Raw genomic sequence first — 19,337 nt, forward strand, 5'->3', positions numbered from 1 at the left:
GGTCAGTCCTTCAGGTATGTCTTGATTTCCGGCACGAAGTGAACGTGCTGGGCCATGCAGCGCTTGATCTCGCCCATGTTGGCCTTGGTCCAATCCACGGTACGTTTCAGACCCTCGTCGATCGAGACCTGGGCTTCGAAGCCGAGCTTTTCGCGCGACTTGGTCGGATCGCCAAAGCGCTTGCCCGACGTGTCCCAGTCCCGTTTCGGCTTGAGATCATACGGCGTCGGGTTTTCGGTCAGCGCGTTGATCTTGGCGGCCAGGTCGAGAATCGTCGTCTCGACACCCGACGCGAGATTGTAGGTCTCGCCGGCATCGCCCTTCAGGGCGCAGGCCATCAGGCCGCGTGCCATGTCTTCGACAAAGATGAAGTCGCGGCTGGCATCCCCGCCATTGTCGAGCGGGAGTGCTTCGTGATGCAGCGAGCGGAAGATAAAAGTCGGTGTCACATTGCGCCAGACCGAATGGTGCGTCCCGCGCCAGCGGCCGGCACCCAGGATTTCACCCGGGCCGTAGACATTTTGGAAGCGCGCCTTGACGAAGGGCAGATCGTACTGCTTCCAGAAATAGTTGCCGTAGAACTCACCGATCAGCTTCGAGATGGAATACGGGCTGTCGTGGTAGAGCGAGACCGGCGCGTCTTCCTTCGTCGCGGCGGCTTCGCCAAACGTCTTCTCGGCCACGGCGCATCCGGCGGCGGCATAGACAACCCGGTCGAGCGACTTGATGTCCTTCAAACGATTGAACAGCTTCAGACTGGGCAACGTGTTGTTGTCGTGATCAAGCATCGGATCGGCGATGGACGACTGATTGCCATGCAGGCAGTAGAGCGCCCAGGCAAAGTCGAGATCGTCCGGAATGCGATCAAGGACGTCGTCCTCGGTGACCGAGCGCGGAATGAAGGTGACGCGATCATCGTCAGGCACGTTGACCGGATCGGACGACAAAAGATTGTCGACGATGATCAATTCCTTCAGATCGGTCTTGAGAAGCTGGCGGGCCAAATTCGAGCCGACGAAACCAGCCCCGCCTGCGATCATCAGCTTCTTTCCGTCAAACGTCTTCTCGGCCATGCTCATCATTCCTCTTAACCCCGGCAGCAATTACCGGCCCAAAATTCGCGCGGAACCTAGTGGGACTGCGATCAGCGGTCAAAGGATGATTTGCTGCAAACACAGCCGTTCATTCAAGGGTTGTGCGAAGGGATTCTCCAACCCTGCCTGATCAAATACCTACGCTAGACGGTCTGGACGCTGCTGATTTCAACGTAATTGAGATAAACATTCTTGTAGTCCTCTACGCCTGAAAACAACGTCTTTATTTTGCCCCTTTCTTTGTTCTTATACATTACCTCTATATTATCGACATTTGCCAGTGAATGCGACAGTACAAATTGGTTTTTTACTCTCAGTGCAGTTATAAGATCTTCGGTCGATAGGAACCGTCCGTCCGCGTAAAAAATCCTGTTTCCCCAAAGGTCGAGAAGAACCGGACCGTCTTCGGTATCCAGTTCGACCACGGCGTGGCTTTTCGAAACAAGGTCAGGAAATCGGGGGCCGTAACTGTAAAGTCCCACGAATCGGAATGTCAGGCCGTGGTTGTGCGCGACGGCCGCCCAAATCCAGCACAGGTCACCACACTGGATCGAATCCTGCGCGTCACGAACCGCTGCCATTTCTTCCGTGACGGTCGGGTAGCTGGATGACTTCCGCGGACCGATGCAAATCTGGCCATCGAAAATCCATGACAGAATCTGAGACGCCGTATTTAGCTCGGGCGATTTGAAGACCGGACAGCTAAAGGGGGCGATGTCGACACCTTTTCCCCGTTCGGCCTTGAGGGATACGTCCCTTCGGAGCGGGCCGTCGCCGACGATAAAATTGTTTCGCCCCGCAATCGTGTAGCCTTCGGGTTTTTCTATATTGAACCGCTCTTTCAGGATCGCCGGGTTCTGTCGTTTCAGCTGGAGGAGTGCGACATCACCGTCTTCGTAGCGAACCTGGAGTTCGTAGTTCTTCTCAACCTCGCTGGCGAATTCCTCGTCCAGTGCGGGGAAGGGAATAGCGATCTCTCCGGACGGAGATGAATCCAGAGGCCGCGACGTTCCGCCCTCCGGGACAAGGATTGCTGACACGATCCCGCCCGTCTTGGTCATTGTGAGCCGTGCCGCGCCTTCATCGTCATAATGAAAATCGGCGATCTGGTTTTCGATCAGGTCGAACCAGTTTGTTGAGTATGCCATTTCGACCCCGGCAAAATAAATCCGACTGACTGGCCACCCTACGGCAAACCGGTTTCTGACCGTGTCAGCGCTATTAGTCTAGCCCGTCTTAGGTGGCACGCGGACGTGGGAATAGATCGCGGTCACGCCGTGCGCGTCATACCATTCCAGCATCTTGCGGATCGTGTCCTCGAACGAGACTTTCGCCTTCCAGTCGAATGCCTTTTCGGTCTCGGCCGGATTGAGCACGACGGCCGGAACGTCATCATCGCCGACCGGCACGATCGGGACCTCTTCGTCGAGCTGGATGCCGAGATAGGCGACGACTTGGTCGAACACGTCCTTGATCGATTTGCCCTCACCGGTCGAGACGTTGAAAACGCCTTTCGGACCGTTTTCGTCGAGCGCCTTGTCGAGAATGGCGATGAAATCGTCCATGTGCATGAAATCGCGAACGGTATCAGAGCAGAAGCAGGACTTTCCGGCCTTCAGACGCGTGTAGAAGGTCGGGATCGGCCCGATGGCCAGGCGCGGACCGGTGATATTGGCCAGCCGCAGCGAGACCGTGTTGAGGTCTGCCATCAGCATGACCTGCTCGCCGGCGGTCTTGGAAATGCCATAGCTGGTAAATGGTGCGGACGGCGCATCGTTCGGAATCGGCACCGTCTTGGGCCGGCCGAAATTGAGCGCCGTCTGGAAGTTCACCAGCCGCTTCACGCCCGCCGCCTCGGCAGCTTTCGCGACGTAAATCGAACCCAGAATGTTGGTCTGCGCATCCTCTTCCCAGTCGTCCGGGTCCTTGTAGGCCGCGGCGGAATGGATGACGTGGGTCGGCTTGAAGTCGGCGAAGCACTTTTCGACCAGTGCCTTGTCGGCAACCGAGCCCTCGACCACCGTCAGGCGCTCATGGCCTTCAGGCAGCGACTGGCGATTGCCGGTCGCGAAATTGTCGAGAACGAATATCTCGTAGCCGTCGCGCGGCAGGAGATGGTCGATAATGTTTGCACCGAGGCTTCCCGCCCCGCCAGTGATGAGGATGCGCATGACCGGTGTCCGCCTTACTGCTTCTTGTCCTGCAGACGCAGGTGCGTGTACTCGCCCAGCGTGCCGTGCTCATTATAGTAGTCGACGGCGCGCTTCACGAAGTCCTTCAGCGGCGTAAACTCGATATCGCCAAAATCGGCAAAGGTCCGTGACGGGTCGAGCAGGATCGACGCGGCATCATCCGGTCCAAGCGGCTGAACATCCGGCTCGGGATATTCGTTGATCTGGAGGGCTTCCACGACCGCATCGTAGAGTTCCTTGATCGCGATATCGGTGCCCGACGAGAAGTGATAGGCCCCGTTGCCCGTGCCATCGACCGCCTTGACGACATTGCGCGCCAGGTCGCCGACATAAACGAAGTCGCGGCGGGCCGGTGTGATGAAACACTTTTTCCCGTCGCGCAGGCGCTGGAAGAAGATCGGCAGCGGACCGGACACGTTGCGCGGGCCGATGACATTGGCCAGGCGGAAGGTCACGAAGTCGATGCCGGAATATTCCAGGAAGTCTTCCGCCGCCGTCTTGGTGATGGCGTAGGAGGAATTGCCCGGATTTTTCGGGTGGTTCAGCGTGATCGGGCTTTCAGTCGGCTTGGTACCGTAGCACAGCGCCGTCTGGAAATAGATGAAGCGCTTGGTGTCGTGGACCTTGGCAGCCTTGACCAAATTCGCGCCGCCGACTGCGTTGGTCACGGTGTCGGTATACCAGTCATCCGGGTCCTTGTAAGAGGCCGCGGTGTGGACGACGACGTCCGGCTTGTGCTCTTCGAACAGGCTGTCGATCAGCGCCTTGTCGGCGATATCGCCCTCGACATAGGTGAGGTTCGGGTGCGACGCGGGCAGGTGTTCGCGCCGGCCGGTTTCCAGATTGTCGATCGCGATGACGTGGTCGCCACGCTCCATGAGCATTTCAGCGACGTGCGAACCGACCTGGCCGGCCCCCCCGGTAACGAGCACTTTCATTGGGTCATTCTCCTTGGCGAACTATTGGTTTGGCGGGATTGGCCGTCCCGGTCAGGCGGCCATCTTTCTGAATGCGTGAGCCTTGTCGGCAAACTGCTGGTGCCAGAGCTCCAGGCTCAAAAGACCCCAGGTCTTGCGCGAGAAGCGGCTGTCCTTGTCGAAGTTGGCCAGAACCGCTTCGGAGTTCATGAAATGGCGGTCCTTTGCCGACTGGCTGTGGAAGATGTCCTTCACGAAGGTATTGAGCTCACCTGCATACCACTCCTTGAGCGGGACCGGGAAACCCATCTTGTCGCGCCGCTCGAAAATGCTCGACGGCAGCGTATCGGCATAAGTGGTCCGTAGAAGCTCCTTCAGGCGACCGCCTTCATACTTCACTTCCGGCGGAATGGTCGCGGCGTATTCGACCAGCGGATGGTCAAGCAGCGGCACGCGGGATTCCAGCCCGTGAGCCATGCTCATGCGGTCCTCGACCTGAAGCAGGGCCGGCAGAAGCCGCTTGAAGTCGAACCGGCTCATGGAATCGAGATGCGCATTCTCGGCAATGACCGAACGGTCATTGAAGACCCCCAGATAGCTTTCCAGGGCGTGGTCGCCATCGAGAGCGGTCCAGTCGATCTCGTCAGCCATATCGGTCGAGCGGTCGATCAACCGGTAGAAGCGCCGGTCGAGCGTTTCGAACATGCCTTTGGAGAAGAATTGCTGCATCAGCGGCTTGTACTCGCGCAGCAAGCCCAGATTGGGGATGACGGACTCAAACGTCACCGAATAGGAGCCGTCGTCGAGATTGCCATCGAGCGCGCCGAGGATCAGGCGTTCGAGATAGCCCACCATATAGCGGGCATAGCCGCCGAAAATCTCGTCACCGCCCTGACCACCGAGGACCACTTTCAGGTGCTCGCTGGCGAGCTTGGAGACCATGTATTGCGGGAAGGATCCCGGACCGGCGACCGGGTAGTCGAGGTGATAGATGACCTTGGCGAGATTGTTCTCGAAATCCATCGCATCGATATCGACCTGATGGAGGGTCATGCCCGCATTCTGGGCAACCACTTCGGCGTGGTGGCTTTCGTCATAGCCGGGATAGGCGGTGAACTTGCCGTGGAAGGCGAGATTGTTGTCCGGGCTGTGTTCGGCGGCAAGCAGGGCGATCAGGCTGGAATCGACCCCGCCCGACAGATAGGCCCCGATGGGCACGTCGGCGCGCAGGTGCACATCGACGGAGTCGCTCAGCAATTCACGGATGCGGGTACGCGCGGCGTCGGCCGTGATCGAGTGGTCGTGCTCGTAGCGGACATCCCAGTATTTGCGGATCGAGACCTTGCCGTCCCGAATGGTCAGGGCATGACCCGGATGAAGCTGGTGGACGCCCTTGAACAGGGTGCGCTCGGTAATCGGGTACTGGAAGGTCAGGTATTCGGTCAAGGCCTTCTGGTCAATTTCGACCTCCGGCAGAACCGGGACGAGCGCCTTCACTTCCGAGGCGAAATAGAACACCCCGTCAGCGATTGTGTAATAAAAGGGCTTGATACCGAAGCGGTCGCGCGCGCACTCGAGAACGCCGCGCTTCGCGTCCCAGATCGCGTAGGCAAACATCCCGCGCAAATGATCAACGCAGTCCGCCCCGTACTTGTCATAGGCCGCGAGAATGGTCTCGGTGTCCGAGTGGGAATGGAAGTCCCACCCCCCGGAGAGCCGGTCGCGCAACTCCACGTAATTGTAGACTTCGCCGTTATAGGTCAGCACCGTTCCGTTCGGAGCCACCATGGGCTGGGCCCCGTCAGGCGTCAGGTCGATAATGGCCAGTCGCCGGTGAACGAAACCGACCGTTTTGGCGTCACTGGACCAGCTGCCATGGCCGTCGGGACCGCGGTGCTCGATCAGGTCGCTCATTGCTGACAGGCGGCGGTCCAGCCGGCCGATTGCCTGACCGTCGAGACTTACCGCTCCGGCTATTCCACACATGCGAACACCTCGGCCGCCGAACCGTTGCCAAACCCGCAAAAAGCGATGGGAAATCCATGCGTCGGGAACTCGCGGGCGGTATGAGCAGGGAAGCGTGACAAGTCAAGCCGGTAAGCCGGGCCGGCTCGCTGGACAAACGCGCGCAGCTCACCTTATTACACCCCGCAGTCTAAGGGGGCAGCGCGCGCGATGACACGCCGTAAGACCATCGCGATTCTCTATCATGCACGCGGCACTTACCCGTTGCGCACTGCGGTCGAAACCCATTTACATGCCTGGCTCCGGCACAGCCGGCACCACACTGCGCACGTCAATGCCGCACTGTGCGACCCGGTCGCGGCCCTCAACGCTCTGGATCCGGACGTTGTTGTCATTCACACCAGTTTTTGCGGGTTACGCTGGAATCGCAGCGAGTTCTCGAGGCTGGAACCGGCGTTCGACCGGATCGGCCGAATGCGGGCCCTGAAGATCGCCTTGCCGCAGGACGAGTATTATCTTGTCAATGCGTTGCGCAGCATGCTGAGCCGGATGCAGGCGGGCGTCATCCTCAGTTGCGCTGAGCCGGAGAACTGGGCTCGGCTTTATGGCGGCCTGGTCGATACAGCCCAATTCCGGACGGTTCTGACCGGCTATCTCGACGAGCGGGTCGTGGAAAAAGCCCGCCTATGGGGCAAACCCCTGAAAGATCGTGATATTTTCGTATCATACCGGGCCTGGGATACGGGCTTCTGGCTCGGCGAGCATGGCGCGCACAAGGTCCGGGTCGGCGAGGCCATGCGTTCGGCGCTGGAACACCGGAATATTCCAAGCAACATTTCCATGATCGCGTCGGACACGATTGCTGGCGAGCGCTGGCTGAAATTCCTGGGCAACAGCCGTGCGACGATTGGCGTCGAGGGCGGAGCCTCCCTCATCGACGCAGACGGATCAATCAAGGCGTGCGTCGACGGTTTCATCGATGAAAACCCGGACGCGACACTTGAGGACGTGCGCACGGCCTGCTTCCCCGAAGGTGAAGGAGATTTCAAGCTGGCCTGCTTGTCACCGCGCCATCTCGAAGCCATCGCAACCGGCACAGCCCAGGCGCTGGTCCGGGGCCAGTACAATGGCATCCTGGAAGCTGGCCGGCACTACGTCGCGATAGAGCCCGACTATTCCAATCTCGACAGTGTCATCGATACGCTGAAGGATGATGCGGCCATATCGGAAATGATTGATGCAGCTCGGCGCGATATCGTCGAGAGTGGACGGTACACCTATCGCGCCTTTGTTGGTGAGATCGACACGGCCTATGTCGACCCGTTGCCTGATCCTGATTCCTCTCGCGGCTTCGCCCGCCTCAAGGCGGCAATCAGGGACTGGATCAACTGGCGCATCATCCAGGGCGAGTGCTTCTATCTTGAACACCCCGGCCTGTTCCGTCCGTTTGCATGGCTCCTGAGGCCCATTTATTGCAGGCTCGTGCCTTCCAGCCGCGCCTGACGGACCTTGATGAGCAAAACCTGCCCCAATTCGCGCCTGCATGTTTTGTGCGCGCACGAACCGGACGCTGACCCGCGGATCGGATGGACGGCAGAATCGGCGGTTCGCCACGGCTACGATGTCACCGTGACCGGCTGGCTTGCCGAGCGTTCGCCCGGCGAGACCCGCCCTGCGGAGCACCGGGTCGTCAGACTCGGTCACAGTGCGCCGGGCAAGCGCACGATCTGGCTGTATTTCCAGATTTTTGCCCGGCTGGCTTGGCCGCTGCTTCCGGTACTTGGCCTGTTCGCAGCCCTGCTTTTCCCGCTCTGGGTCGTGATGACACTGGTGCTCCTGCCCTGGCGCATCCTGGACTACGGGGCTGAACGGCTCGGTCAACACGAACGGACAACGCGGCGAATTGAACGGCTGGTGCTGGGGGTCCGCGCCTGGCTGTTCTGGCGGGTGGACGGGCTTTTCAGGGGGCGGGTTGTCAAACTGATCAACGGGCTCAACGCCTATCGATGGTATTTCTTCACCCACGCCGGCGCACTAGCCCGCCGATATGTGTACTGGCTGGAAACCGAGCCGGACGCCCGTCCCGACGTGATCCATGCCAATGATCCCGACGCGCTGATGGCTGCGGTCTTGGCGAAGATGGCCTTCGGTTGCCGGGTTATCTACGACGCCCATGAGTATGGGCCGGACGCCTATATCCTTCATACTTGGCCGCGCAGCCTGTTCTATGTCTATGAGCGGCTGTTGATGCGTCACGTCGACGGTGCCGTAACGGTCTCGCCGCCGATCGCGGACAAGTTCAATCGCGCGTATGGCGGGCGGCCTCACTTTGATGTCGTACCCAATGCTTCGCCGCTGACCGAAGATCTTGATCACGATCCGCAGTTCGCGCTGGACGAGCTGGCGCGGGGCAGGATGCGGGTCCTCTATCAGGGCGGGTTTGCCGCGCGCCGGGGCCTTGAGGAAATCATCAGCGGCTGGGTGGACGTCAACGACAGCAGAGCGGCGCTGTTCCTGCGCGGCCCGAACAACGCGTATCGCGACGTTCTCGTCCGGCTTGCTGCCAAAACGGGCCGGCTGGACAAGTCGATATTCTTCCTACCGAGTGTATCTGAGGACAAACTCGCCATCGCGGCGCTGGATGCCGATATCGGGCTCGTGCCCTATCTGTCTCACGTCGAGAATCACGAAGGAGCCTGCCCCAACAAGGTCGGCCAGTACATGCAGGCCGGGTTGGCGATTCTGTCGGCCAGGCTGCCCTTTGTGGCGAGCCTGTTGGCCGAGGGACAATGCGGGCGCATCTATGACGACCAGAAAAGCGGTGCGTTCGCCGCCAGCCTTTCGGCCATGATCTGCGCACCGGCAGAGGTAGCGGCCATGGGCGAAGCCGGGCGCGCCTTCGCCCGCGAACGCTACAATTTTGACGCATATTTCCCGGTGCTGGACGCTCTCTATCGCGGCTAAATTTTCTGCGCCGGGCATGGTCGACAGCACAGCAAAATGATAGCTAGCCCCCCATGATCAGTCAGAAAAAACTAGCCGCAATCGAATCACGCGCCGCACAGGGCGACACCGAGGCGATGTACGACATCGCGCAGCGGGCCCTGGGTGGTCATGGAGTTGAGCAGAATCCGTCCCGCGCGCGCGAACTGATCGAACGGGCCGCAGCCGAAGGACACGCGAAATCACTCTACCTCCTTGGCGTATGGCAGCAGACCGGCGAGTTCGGTCCAGAAAACCCTGCCAAAGCCGCAGACCTGTACCGCCGGGCCGGCGAAGCCGGGCACGGGCGGGCCTGGCTCAATCTCGGCATTCTCCACCAGGTCGGGCTGGGCATTGAAGCGGACATGCAGGCTGCGGCGGATGCCTACCGGAAAGGCGCGGAAGCCGGCTCCGGACATGCGGGGGCCAATCTAGGAAATCTGTACGAGACCGGTGCTCTCAATGACGGTGATCCGGACTATGCCAAGGCCGCTGACTGGTACAAGACGGCCATTCGCCTTGGCTACGCCGAAGCGCGCAGCGCTCTCGACAACCTGCATGCTGCGACCGGGATACCCGCCGTCATGACCGACGTACCGCGCGCCAAGTCCGGCGTGCTCTGGAAAAGACTACTGGGACTTCGATGAACCGTCCGACCAAGTCCGGTTTCGATGCGGCCGCTGCCGCTGACGACACACCCATTATCGCCCATCATGTCGGCAAGGCGCTGGCTGGTCTTCCAGACAATGCCTCTCGTTACGACAAAGCCGCCGCGCTTAACGCCTATGTTCACCTGACGTTGAAACGCACAGACGGCTCGATTGCCCAGACTGCCGACGAGGTCCTCGTCGCAGGCGAAGCCGTGTGCGGCGGGATGTCCCTCGTCCTCATCAAGATGCTCGATCATATCGGATTAAGGGCCGAGTACGCCTTCACCCATGGCGGTCTCGCGGCTCACTCGATGGTGGAAGTCATTTTCACCGAGATCGTGCATGGGCTGTTTGACCCTTATCATGGCGTGGCATTCTACAGCTCTTCGCGCGGACGACCGTTGTCGATCCTCGAAATGGACGACTTTGTTCATGCCGATCCCGCACCGGTTTTCTATGTGCGTCGCTCGCTCGACCGGTCATTGCCGCTGAGCCGGGAAAATGCCTATTCGGAAACCGATGAAGACGGGCGACGCGACTTTGCCTTCCCCGGCCTGTTCACAGACGCTGACGGCGTCGGCCTGGGCAATAGCGGTTTTGTCAGTTTCATTCATGCCGAGCTGGCACCCGGCACCACGCTCGGCGATGCCACCTGGTCGCCAGGCAAGCCCGAAGCCACTCGCCCGTGGTCGGCACTGTCGCAATTGCAAAGGCCAAATGGCGGCTATGTATCGTGGGCCTATCTCCTGGGACAAACCTCGCTCGGTTACCGCATTGGGCACATCTACACGATACGCGACCTGGTACCCGGAAGCCGCTACGAACTGGTTCTGAAAATCGCCAATGCCTACGTGAACGCAAACAGCATCACGCCCGACCCCGCGATCACGATCCATCCTGCATTGCCAGCGGGAAGGAGCGGTTTTGTGTCGCTCGATGTTCGCGGTTTTCGTGAAGGCGAAGACTATTATCCGCAAACCGCGCGAAAAACCTTCACCGCAGAAACCGCCGAGATGACATTCATTGCTGCGGCAACCGGCGATATCGTTCTGCAAAGTATTGCGCTCCTGCAGAAGTAGCGCTTGATGGCACATGCGGGCCGAAATGCCGGGCTGCACATTGTATCAATCGACGTCTTCGTCTAGACGGGCCGCGTGGCGCGTGGGGACCCCGGCATGCATGCGAAAGTTCTGATCCTCGGCAACCGTCTGCTGGGCGGTCTCTGCCTTGATTTTCTGGCCCGCCAGGATGGTGTCGAAATCCTCGTCGTTCTCAATCCCGATGACGATGGGAGCGACGGCCCGGGCGGTATCTCGCTCAAGCGCCGGGCGGCCGCGCTCGGCGTAAGGACGATCCAGCCGAGCGGAATTCGCGACGCGGAAAACCAGCGCATTCTGCGCGATTTCGAACCGGATCTGGGCCTGTCCTTTTCCTATGCACGGATCATCCCGCAGGAGGTGATCGACCTGCCGAAGTCCGGCTTCCTGAACGTCCATTTCGCCGATCTGCCGAAAAACCGTGGCTGCCTGCCGGTGATCTGGACGATAGCGACCGGGGCCGACCATTACGCCGCGACGTTACACGAGGTGACGATCGATCTTGATCAGGGCGCGATCCTGTCCCAGGCCCGCGCACCGCTGACCGAGGGACTGACGGCCGGTGAAGTCTACGCGGCCTGCGCCCATCTCGGCTTTGGCCTCTTCCGTGATTTCTGGGCAGAGTGGTCGAAGACTCGGACGTTTGCGTCTGTGCCGCAGGACGAAAGCGCGGTGACCTATCACAAGATGCGCTTCCCGCATGATCGCTGGATCCAGTGGGATCAGCCCGCTCATCGTGTGGCCCGACTGATCAACGCCCTGACCTATTTTCCGCACCCGTGCGCCCGGACGGCGCTGATGGATGGCGAAGACGAAATCGGCTTGACCGGCCCGGCGATATCGCTTTCCCGCGAAGAGGGTGGCCAGCCGGGCGACGTGATATCAACCGAGTGCGGCCCGGCCGTGCGGTGCGGTGAAGGTGCGGTTCTGGTCCATCAGATCCGCATGGGTGACACGCTGACCGGTTTTGCCGAGTTCCTGGATTCCCGTCCGGCCCGACCGCGTTTCCATAGTCCCGAAACCCCGGAGTATTCCGAATGATCTGCCTGACCCACGATACCGACTACATGACGCCGGACGGGATGGAGCGGTTTCTCGATGAATTCACGGGTCCGGGGACCGATACGTTCTTTTTGTGGAAGCCCTATCCGGGCATGGACTGGCGCGGGCATGAGGCCCAGCCCCACCCCTTCTATGACGACCTGACCGATGCCGAAGGCAAGCTGCGCAAATTCATTGATGAATTGGGGATTCCGGCGACCGGCATGCGCACGCATTCCTGCGTCTATTCGCATATCGTCTCGGGCGCGGCGCATCGCTGCGGCCTGCGCTATGTGTCGGTGACGTCCCAACTCTTCCGCCAGGACATCAAGCCCTACAAGGAAGCCTGGGGGGTGTGGGAAGTTCCGATCTACTACATGGACAACATGGATCTTTGCTGGCCGGACAACTGGCCGAACGACGACCACAAGCCGCTGAGCAAGGACACGATCAAGCGCGCCTTCGATGGCGACGGGCTGAAAGTGTTCGACATCCACCCGCTCCATGTCGCGCTGAACACGACGTCCTACGAAGACTACAAGACCGTTCGCGTAAAGCTTCAGGACGGAGCCTCGCCCTGGGACGTTGCGCTGCCCGGATATGGCGTTCGGTCCTTCTACGAAGACTTGCGGACCGCGATGAGCGACGCCGGCGTGAAGAGCAAGAGCCTGACCGAGGTCGTCGACCTGGCCGAAGCCGGACATTTCGACCGGTAGCGCGCCGATTGCCGACGGCACAGTTGCCGCTCCAACGGGGAGCGCCTAAAGAACGCCGCAACTGACCAACTATTGACCCTTCTGGACCGGAAACACTGACATGCTGAAGTCGACCGCCGCCCTGCTGGCCGAACCCGAAACGGGTGCCCCGCTCACACTCGAAGTCTTCAGCGAGGAAAACGGCCATGTCGTGGATGGACGCCTCGTCGCTCCGGGCGGCCGCTGGTATCCGATTATCGGCGGGTTGCCGAAATTCCCCAGCGAAGCGCTGAAGATTGACCTGACGGAGTTTTGTGCCCGGCACGGGCTCGACGTCCCGCCCGGCGGCGAGGGCGATGATCGCGGTCAGGCCCAGACGAACGTCACCTTCTCTGACAAATGGCGGCGGTTCCGGAATTATGGACTGGAACCGTCCCACCAGGTGCTATTGCAGAACTGGTTCGTGAAAAAGTTCGGTCTGAAGGACCGCGAGGAGCTGAAAGCCTTCTATAAGGATTTCGGCATGATCCTCGAAGCCGGTCCGGGTTCGGGTTTCAACGCGCGCTTCATGGCCGAGAACAGCCAGGCCCAGGTCTTTACGGTCGACATTTCCGAGGCCGCGCAAACCGCGATGGAAAATTTCGCCGACATGGACCGGTGCCAGTCCATCCATGCCGACCTGTTCAAGACCCCGTTTGCCGACGAGACATTCGATTTCGTCATCGCTGACGGTGTCCTGCACCACACGCCCGACACCTATGCCGCCGTGAAGGCGCTCTATCGCAAGGTGAAGCCGGGCGGGACCTATTTCTTCTATGTCTACAAGAAGATGGGTGCGGCGCGGTATTTCGTGGACCAGCATATCCGCGAAGAGTTCAAGAAAATGACGCCGGAAGAATGCTATGCGGCGTGCGAAGGTCTCACCGAAATGGGCCGCGAGCTGCAGAAGCTCAACGCCCAGGTGACGCTCGAAAAGCCGGTCGACGTGCTTGGCATTCCGGCCGGCACACACGACGTCCAGCGGCTGCTCTACTACAATTTCGTCAAGTGCTACTGGAATGATGCCTTCGACTACGAGACCAACAACATGGTCAATTACGACTGGTATCACCCGCACCACGCCTGGCAGCACACCGAACCGGAAGTGCGTGGCTGGCTGGCCGAAATGGGCGTGAAGGATTTCGCCATCCACGACGCCAATCCGAACGGGATTTCGGTGCTCTTGAACAAGCCCGCCTGACGGCCGGTCTCACGCTAGTCGAGATTGGTGCGCCCCGACCGCGCCAGATGGTCGTCATATTCGGCCATGGTCGCACGCGCGCGGCCGAGGACAGCCCGCTCGATCTTCTCGCGCGGGGCCATGATATCCTCGGTCCACCACGCCGGGTGGGTGAGGACCTGAAGCTTCTTGTGTTCGCCCGAACGGATCACGTCCGGGATCGGCTTGAACCGCCAGTAGCCGTTCGAGTCCGAACAATACCCATAGTCGCGCTTGAACCGGGCGGCATAGGCGTTCACCAGTCCGCCTATCCGTTCGGCGTCGAAGCTTAGAAGGCCGCCATTTTCGGGGTCGTGAAAGCTGACAACGCCAATCTCGGTATTGAATTCCTCACCCAGGAAATCGGCTTCGCGGCGAATGCGTGCGTCGAGCTTCTCGTAGCTCCATTCGGTATCGCCATAGCCCTGGATATCGAAATGGAGTCCGATGCGGTGGCCCATCTCCAAAAGGCGTGCGGCACAGGCCTTAATCGACGGCTCGAGAACATTGTAGTAAGGCGCGCGGATCCAAAAGAAATAGGTCGCGACGAGGCCGCGTTCGGCCTCCAGCTCGCCCAACCGGACACCGCGGTGCACCGAATAGTCGATGTCGTGCCGCCACAGCACGTGGTCGTCATCGACCAGCGCATCATAGGTCGTGAAGCGGTAGCGTTCCTTCGCGGCGTCGAGAATGTCGCAATAGGCTTTCTCGGTGAAGTCTTCCCAGCCCTTCGACGCCTTCACCCGCACCGGCGTGTAGTCCTCGCCCGTGTCGCGGAAAACGCGACCATGCATGTTGACGAAGGCGTTCTTGTATTTGGGATTGGCCGTTGCACGCATCTTGCGGTCAAACTCGTCCGCGTGGGCGATCGCCGAGATGCGGCACAACCGCTTGAAATCGTTGCGGGAGGTCTTTCGCTCGCCCCAGGTCACGCCATTGGGCTCCAACGCTTCTCCGCGTCCCAGCCGGTCGAAAATGCGGTCCGCCAGCCGCAGTCCCGCCTCGTCAGCAAGGGCCATGATCTCGTGGGGAGCCGCACCTTTCGGGATGTCGAACATTTCCACGTCATAGATCGGCCCGGCATCGACCTTCTCGGTGATCAGGTGAGCCGTCGCGCCATACTGTGTCTCGCCATTCAGGACGGCAAAGTGATGGGGATCGCGGCCGGGATAGTTCGGCGCGGCGGGGTGAATATTGATGGCGCGCGGCCCCAGCGTAGCGATCACATCGGCCGGCACGATGACGCTGGTGCAGAATGACAAGAGGAAATCATCCGGCGACAGGTCCGCCATTGCGGCCTCGAAGCCGGCCTTGTCAAAGACTGTTACTGGCTCGAGTTCGGGAAGGTGGGCCCTTGCCGACGCGACCAGATCTTTGGCGACGTGCGGGGCGGTGAGGAGAACAATCCGGCTCATGCGTCACCTTCGGGAAATCGTGACCAGTCCGTCACGTGCATCAGATAGTCGATAATCGACAGGCCCGGTATGAAGTCATTTTCCGGGCGGTAGGCGATGGGCTTGAAGTTCTGATAGCGCAGTTCCAGCCCCGACGCGGCGAACTTTTCGTCTTCCTGGTACCCCCCGGCTCCACCGCCCGCGAGATAGACATCGGCCCCGGTCTTCTTCGTGATCTCGATGAGCAGATCGGTGCTCGCAGCCTCGGTCCCGAGTTCGGACTGGAGGACAATCTCGCTGTCCAGGCCCATCGCCTCGGCGATCACCCGGATCGCATGGACATTGTAGTGCGAAATATTCTGTTCCGGATTGAGGATCAACGGCTCGACGAGGTCGAAAGCCGTCTTGAAATTCGGGGCCTTGGCATAGGCCTGCTGCATTGATCGCAACGCCTTGTTGCGCCATTTGGGATCGCCCGCAATCCAGCTGTCATTGATGGGGGTCGGCTGGGTCTGTTTAACCATCGGAGCCCCCCACCAGCGCGCCTCGCCGTTGATAGCGAGCTTCACGCGGTTGCTCCAGGAGCCCATTCCACCGGAACCGGCGCGCGGATAATCGACCGCATCGAGGATGACGAACACGTCGGCGCGGCGGATCTTGTCGAAATAGCCGCTCCACGGAAAAAAGTTCGGCTGATGTATCGCACAGACACGCATGCGCTTCCCCCTCACTGCCCTATGGCAGACGGGTCAGACTGCCTGCTGACCCTGCATGATCCATTTGTGGTAGATTTCGAGCGCCTCGTCGACGTCTCCGTAAAAGACTTCCCGGCCGCCCATCATGAACAGGCCCTTGTTGCAGAAAGTCTTGATAGTATCGCTGGAGTGCGAGGCCAGGACCAATGTACTGGCCTTCGTCATCAGCTTTTCGATCCGGTCGGCCGCTCGCGAGGAAAACCGCGCATCGCCGGCCCCGATGACTTCATCAATCAGCAGGACGTCGGGCTCAATGGCGGTGGCGATGGCAAAAGACAACCGCACCATCATGCCGGTCGAATAGGTCCGCATTGGCATGTGGATATAATCGCCGAGATCGCAGAACTCGATGATGTCGTCGCGTTGGGCCTCGATATTTTCCTTGCTGAGACCCAGCAGGAGACCGCAGGTCATGATGTTGTCGTAGCCGGTATCATCGAAATCCATGCCGACACCGGTCGTCAGCAGGGTCGAGATGCGGCCGACAACCTCCACATGTCCCTGGCTCGGCAGATAAACGCCCGCAAGCGTACGCAGCAGGGTGGACTTGCCTGCGCCGTTCGGTCCGACAAGGCCGAGCCGGTCGCCGTCCTGGAGCCGGAAGGACAGGTTCTGGATGGCCCGCACCGCCGGCTTTTCGCCCTCGCGGCGGGTCAGGATTTCGCCGAACGTATTGACGACTTCCTTGCGGAAGCTCCGGTTCATGTCGATGACCGGATATTCGATCCGAAGATTGTCGACGATCACGCGGTCCATGACGCTACACCCAATACGCGATGCGGCCGCGCGAACGGCCCAGAATGAACAGCGCGAAGCCGAGACCGATCACCGCAGCCGAAAGCGTGACGATATAGGTGATGGGTTCGGGGACATGACCGATCAACGGCCCGCGGACGACTTCCACCAGATGATAGAACGGGTTGCAGTTGGCCAGGATCAAGTCCGCCAGCCCGCGCTCCGCCTCGATATTGTCGCCGTTGAGGTCCTGCAGCAGTTCGGTCCGGTACCAGAAGATCGGCGTTATGAAGAAGGCGATCTGCAACACCGAGATGACGACCTGGATGAAATCCCGGAAGCGCGAGCACAACACCGCCAGGACGATGCCGATCCAGAGAAGGTTGGCACTGAGGATCACCAGCCCGACAGGAGCCAGCAACAGGGCCAGCGGCTGTTCGAGCTGGTATCGCAGGGCCAGTGCCGCGACCACGTAGACGGTCAGGGCGTGGAAGAATATCAGGATGTTCTTGAACAGCGGCCGCACGATATGAAGCGTCACCGGCAGGGTCATCGACCGGATGATGTTGGCACCGGCGATAAAACTGCCCGCATGTTCGTTCATGACGCTGGTGATGAACACCCACGTCACGTAACCGGCCGCGAAATACGGCAGATAGGTCTCGTACGGAACTTTCCAGAGCAACGCGTAGACGAAGCCGAGTGCCACGACCAGGATCGCGACGCTTAACACGCTCCAGAATGGGCCGATGACCGTCCGGCGGTAGCGGCTGCGGATATCGAGCAGGGACAGCCGCCACCAGAGCGTCCAGTTGCTCAGTGCGGCCCACAAGTCGTTCGAGGCCCGCGAAAATGCGCTTCGGCGTGGTGCGTCAGCGTCGCGAACCATGTGCGCGGGAATGTCAGGGTCTGTCGACACCGGCACAGCGGTTTCAACCCCGGTCATGCTGATTTCAGGAGCGGCCTCAGCGGATGGCTGGGATGATGCAGCGGGCTCCGGATTTTCACCGGCGGTCTTGCCGGTCTTGCCCCCGAAGGAAAAATCCTCGTCTTCATCAGCCACGGCCAATGCTCCGATACAGCCCAAGCCCCCGGCGCACGTAATGGCGCGGAATGCGGGGCCTCCATTGCCAAATTGGCAAGGCAACGGCAAGACATATATCTGTAGACGTGTGGTTTCGTCGACACCGCCCGACCGGGATACGGGACCCGCTTCCGTACGCGCCAATCTGGATCAGAGACGATGAGCTCCACCATACCGGCACCTTCCTGGAAACCTGGAAAACGTACCGCGCGGCCCGGAAAGGCGGACACGTTTCTTTTCGTCGTCTATTTCGACCCGGATGGCTTGGCGACGATTCCGGACAATATCGCAGGATGGGTTTCGGCGAGCGCGCTCGACTATGAAATTCTCAATCTCTGGGACTATGGCCCCGCGCCTCTGAAACTCCCTGAAGCGTTACGTCTTGACGACTATGCGGGCGTAGTCATTCATCCCGCCGTTTGTTACTTCCCGCATAATCTGATTGGTCTCGACGAGAAATTGTCGACCCGATTCACACGCTACAGGGGCGTGAAAGTACTCGCCAAACAGGACGAGCACTACATGTCCTACAGCTTTGCCCGCTTTATTCAGGACAACGCCTTCGACATTCTCGTCACCTGTGTCCCAGACGACCAGCTCGACCTCGCTTATCCGGCACCGGCCCTTGAAGGCGTTCAGGTCGTCCACCAATTGACCGCCTATGTATCCGACGCGGTCAGGGCCCTGCCAAACAAACCCTATGATCAGCGCAGTGTTGATATTGGCTACCGCGGTTCCATACAGCCGCTGATCTGTGGCCGATTGGGATATGAGAAGTACCAGATCGGACAGGCCGTCGAGCCTGCGGCACGTGCTGCTGGACTTCTCACGGACATCGCTTCGGGCTGGGAAAGCCGCATTCATGGAGCCGCCTGGGGCCAGTTCCTTGCAAATTGCAAGTCAGTTTTAGGTGTCGAAAGCGGTTCAAATCTGTTTGATTTGGATGGAAAGGTATCTCAACGCTGCGACGTCTTCGCGAAACAGCACCCCGAATTGGCAGATCGACACCATGAACTCTATCAACTCGCCGACGCGGAATTCCTGGGCCAGTACGAAGGCAATGTCGCCTATGGCCAGATCTCGCCGCGCCATTTCGAGGCCGCGGCTGCGGGCAGTCTGCAAATCCTCTACGACGGGCGCTATTCTGATATCCTGTTACCGTTCCAGCACTTTTTCCCGCTCAAACGCGACCTGTCCAACCTTGCCGAAGCCTTTGATCTCATCGCGAACGCGGACCGGTGGACCGAAATCACACGAAAGGCGCGCCGCGAGCTCATTGAACCGGACACCTATACCTATGCCGGTTTTGCCGCGCGCTTCGATCACGCCGTCGAACGCGCACTTTACTCGAAACCCCGGCGCACGGGCGCATCACCTGGACGAGCAGTGTTTCGCGCTGCTGCGGGCCGGCTGCGCCAACTTGCCGGGCTCAAGAAGCCTCATTAATCATCCCGACCGATCGTGACCGGACCCGGATT

General features: G+C 60.0%; 17 protein-coding genes. 8 read left to right on the forward strand and 9 right to left on the reverse strand.

The features are described from left to right. Positions 1–2: 2 nt before the first annotated feature. The 5 genes from V0U35_RS07145 to asnB all read right to left on the reverse strand — a co-directional run bounded on the left by V0U35_RS07145 (position 3) and on the right by asnB (position 6,189). Entirely contained in the window at positions 3–1,073 is a 1,071-nt protein-coding gene (locus V0U35_RS07145; RefSeq protein WP_330195994.1) for an NAD-dependent epimerase/dehydratase family protein, read from the reverse strand. Positions 1,074–1,237: 164 nt separating this feature from the next. Continuing rightward, positions 1,238–2,242, reverse strand: coding sequence for a hypothetical protein (locus tag V0U35_RS07150; RefSeq protein ID WP_330195995.1), 1,005 nt, complete (start codon positions 2,240–2,242; stop codon positions 1,238–1,240). 78 nt (positions 2,243–2,320) lie between these two features. Further along, entirely contained in the window at positions 2,321–3,265 is a 945-nt protein-coding gene (locus V0U35_RS07155; RefSeq protein ID WP_330195996.1) for an NAD-dependent epimerase/dehydratase family protein, read from the reverse strand. A gap of 14 nt (positions 3,266–3,279) precedes the next feature. Beyond that, positions 3,280–4,224 carry an NAD-dependent epimerase/dehydratase family protein gene (locus tag V0U35_RS07160; RefSeq protein ID WP_330195997.1) on the reverse strand — a complete coding sequence of 315 codons (945 nt, stop codon included), beginning with the start codon at positions 4,222–4,224 and terminating at the stop codon, positions 3,280–3,282. A 51-nt stretch (positions 4,225–4,275) separates the two neighbouring features. After that, entirely contained in the window at positions 4,276–6,189 is a 1,914-nt protein-coding gene (gene asnB, locus V0U35_RS07165) for an asparagine synthase (glutamine-hydrolyzing) (protein WP_330195998.1), read from the reverse strand. Positions 6,190–6,378: 189 nt separating this feature from the next. On the opposite strand from asnB, the gene V0U35_RS07170 reads away from it, so the two are divergent. From V0U35_RS07170 to V0U35_RS07200, 7 genes are all read left to right on the forward strand, one after another. Continuing rightward, positions 6,379–7,671, forward strand: coding sequence for a hypothetical protein (locus V0U35_RS07170; protein ID WP_330195999.1), 1,293 nt, complete (start codon positions 6,379–6,381; stop codon positions 7,669–7,671). A 9-nt stretch (positions 7,672–7,680) separates the two neighbouring features. Next, positions 7,681–9,132: a glycosyltransferase gene (locus tag V0U35_RS07175; RefSeq protein WP_330196000.1), complete on the forward strand. Its 1,452-nt coding sequence runs from the start codon at positions 7,681–7,683 to the stop codon at positions 9,130–9,132. Positions 9,133–9,185: 53 nt separating this feature from the next. After that, positions 9,186–9,797, forward strand: a complete 612-nt coding sequence (locus V0U35_RS07180; protein WP_330196001.1) for a tetratricopeptide repeat protein — start codon at positions 9,186–9,188, stop codon at positions 9,795–9,797. Further along, the gene (locus V0U35_RS07185; RefSeq protein WP_330196002.1) at positions 9,794–10,879 is read left to right on the forward strand and encodes a transglutaminase-like domain-containing protein; all 1,086 of its coding nucleotides are present in this window, start codon (positions 9,794–9,796) and stop codon (positions 10,877–10,879) included. Before V0U35_RS07180 ends, V0U35_RS07185 begins: the two co-directional genes overlap by 4 nt. Positions 10,880–10,975: 96 nt before the next feature. After that, the gene (locus tag V0U35_RS07190) at positions 10,976–11,938 is read left to right on the forward strand and encodes a methionyl-tRNA formyltransferase (protein WP_330196003.1); all 963 of its coding nucleotides are present in this window, start codon (positions 10,976–10,978) and stop codon (positions 11,936–11,938) included. Further along, positions 11,935–12,654 (forward strand): polysaccharide deacetylase WbmS family protein, encoded by a 720-nt coding sequence (locus tag V0U35_RS07195; RefSeq protein WP_330196004.1) that lies wholly within the window; start codon positions 11,935–11,937, stop codon positions 12,652–12,654. Before V0U35_RS07190 ends, V0U35_RS07195 begins: the two co-directional genes overlap by 4 nt. Positions 12,655–12,754: 100 nt before the next feature. Next, positions 12,755–13,873, forward strand: a complete 1,119-nt coding sequence (locus tag V0U35_RS07200; RefSeq protein WP_330196005.1) for a class I SAM-dependent methyltransferase — start codon at positions 12,755–12,757, stop codon at positions 13,871–13,873. A gap of 14 nt (positions 13,874–13,887) precedes the next feature. Here the strand turns inward: V0U35_RS07200 and V0U35_RS07205 are convergent, their stop codons facing one another. Genes V0U35_RS07205 through V0U35_RS07220 form a run of 4 tightly spaced genes read right to left on the reverse strand, consistent with a single transcriptional unit; the run spans position 13,888 to position 17,838 of the window. Beyond that, positions 13,888–15,306 (reverse strand): formyltransferase family protein, encoded by a 1,419-nt coding sequence (locus V0U35_RS07205; RefSeq protein WP_330196006.1) that lies wholly within the window; start codon positions 15,304–15,306, stop codon positions 13,888–13,890. After that, complete coding sequence (locus V0U35_RS07210) at positions 15,303–16,001, reverse strand: WbqC family protein (RefSeq protein WP_330196007.1); 699 nt, start codon at positions 15,999–16,001, stop codon at positions 15,303–15,305. The genes V0U35_RS07205 and V0U35_RS07210 overlap by 4 nt, the downstream gene beginning before the upstream one ends. 33 nt (positions 16,002–16,034) lie before the next feature. Next, complete coding sequence (locus V0U35_RS07215; RefSeq protein WP_330196008.1) at positions 16,035–16,796, reverse strand: ABC transporter ATP-binding protein; 762 nt, start codon at positions 16,794–16,796, stop codon at positions 16,035–16,037. A 4-nt stretch (positions 16,797–16,800) separates the two neighbouring features. Further along, a complete protein-coding gene (locus V0U35_RS07220) occupies positions 16,801–17,838 on the reverse strand; it encodes an ABC transporter permease (protein ID WP_330196009.1) in 1,038 nt (345 codons plus the stop codon). A 180-nt stretch (positions 17,839–18,018) separates the two neighbouring features. Between V0U35_RS07220 and V0U35_RS07225 the strand changes: the two genes are divergently transcribed. Continuing rightward, a complete protein-coding gene (locus V0U35_RS07225) occupies positions 18,019–19,305 on the forward strand; it encodes a glycosyltransferase (protein ID WP_330196010.1) in 1,287 nt (428 codons plus the stop codon). The last annotated feature ends 32 nt before the right edge of the window (positions 19,306–19,337 follow it).

It is taken from the genome of Hyphobacterium marinum, from assembly GCF_036330325.1.
GTDB classification, from domain to species: domain Bacteria; phylum Pseudomonadota; class Alphaproteobacteria; order Caulobacterales; family Maricaulaceae; genus Hyphobacterium; species Hyphobacterium marinum.

Coding starts and splice junctions, on each gene's coding strand:
- V0U35_RS07225 (WP_330196010.1), top strand. CDS start 18,019: ATGAGCTCCACCATACCGGCACCTTCCTGGAAACCTGGAAAACGTACC.
- V0U35_RS07160 (WP_330195997.1), bottom strand. CDS start 4,224: ATGAAAGTGCTCGTTACCGGGGGGGCCGGCCAGGTCGGTTCGCACGTC.
- V0U35_RS07190 (WP_330196003.1), top strand. CDS start 10,976: ATGCATGCGAAAGTTCTGATCCTCGGCAACCGTCTGCTGGGCGGTCTC.
- V0U35_RS07215 (WP_330196008.1), bottom strand. CDS start 16,796: ATGGACCGCGTGATCGTCGACAATCTTCGGATCGAATATCCGGTCATC.
- V0U35_RS07195 (WP_330196004.1), top strand. CDS start 11,935: ATGATCTGCCTGACCCACGATACCGACTACATGACGCCGGACGGGATG.
- V0U35_RS07210 (WP_330196007.1), bottom strand. CDS start 16,001: ATGCGTGTCTGTGCGATACATCAGCCGAACTTTTTTCCGTGGAGCGGC.
- V0U35_RS07200 (WP_330196005.1), top strand. CDS start 12,755: ATGCTGAAGTCGACCGCCGCCCTGCTGGCCGAACCCGAAACGGGTGCC.
- V0U35_RS07175 (WP_330196000.1), top strand. CDS start 7,681: ATGAGCAAAACCTGCCCCAATTCGCGCCTGCATGTTTTGTGCGCGCAC.
- V0U35_RS07205 (WP_330196006.1), bottom strand. CDS start 15,306: ATGAGCCGGATTGTTCTCCTCACCGCCCCGCACGTCGCCAAAGATCTG.
- V0U35_RS07170 (WP_330195999.1), top strand. CDS start 6,379: ATGACACGCCGTAAGACCATCGCGATTCTCTATCATGCACGCGGCACT.
- V0U35_RS07180 (WP_330196001.1), top strand. CDS start 9,186: ATGATCAGTCAGAAAAAACTAGCCGCAATCGAATCACGCGCCGCACAG.
- V0U35_RS07155 (WP_330195996.1), bottom strand. CDS start 3,265: ATGCGCATCCTCATCACTGGCGGGGCGGGAAGCCTCGGTGCAAACATT.
- V0U35_RS07185 (WP_330196002.1), top strand. CDS start 9,794: ATGAACCGTCCGACCAAGTCCGGTTTCGATGCGGCCGCTGCCGCTGAC.
- V0U35_RS07145 (WP_330195994.1), bottom strand. CDS start 1,073: ATGGCCGAGAAGACGTTTGACGGAAAGAAGCTGATGATCGCAGGCGGG.
- V0U35_RS07150 (WP_330195995.1), bottom strand. CDS start 2,242: ATGGCATACTCAACAAACTGGTTCGACCTGATCGAAAACCAGATCGCC.
- asnB (WP_330195998.1), bottom strand. CDS start 6,189: ATGTGTGGAATAGCCGGAGCGGTAAGTCTCGACGGTCAGGCAATCGGC.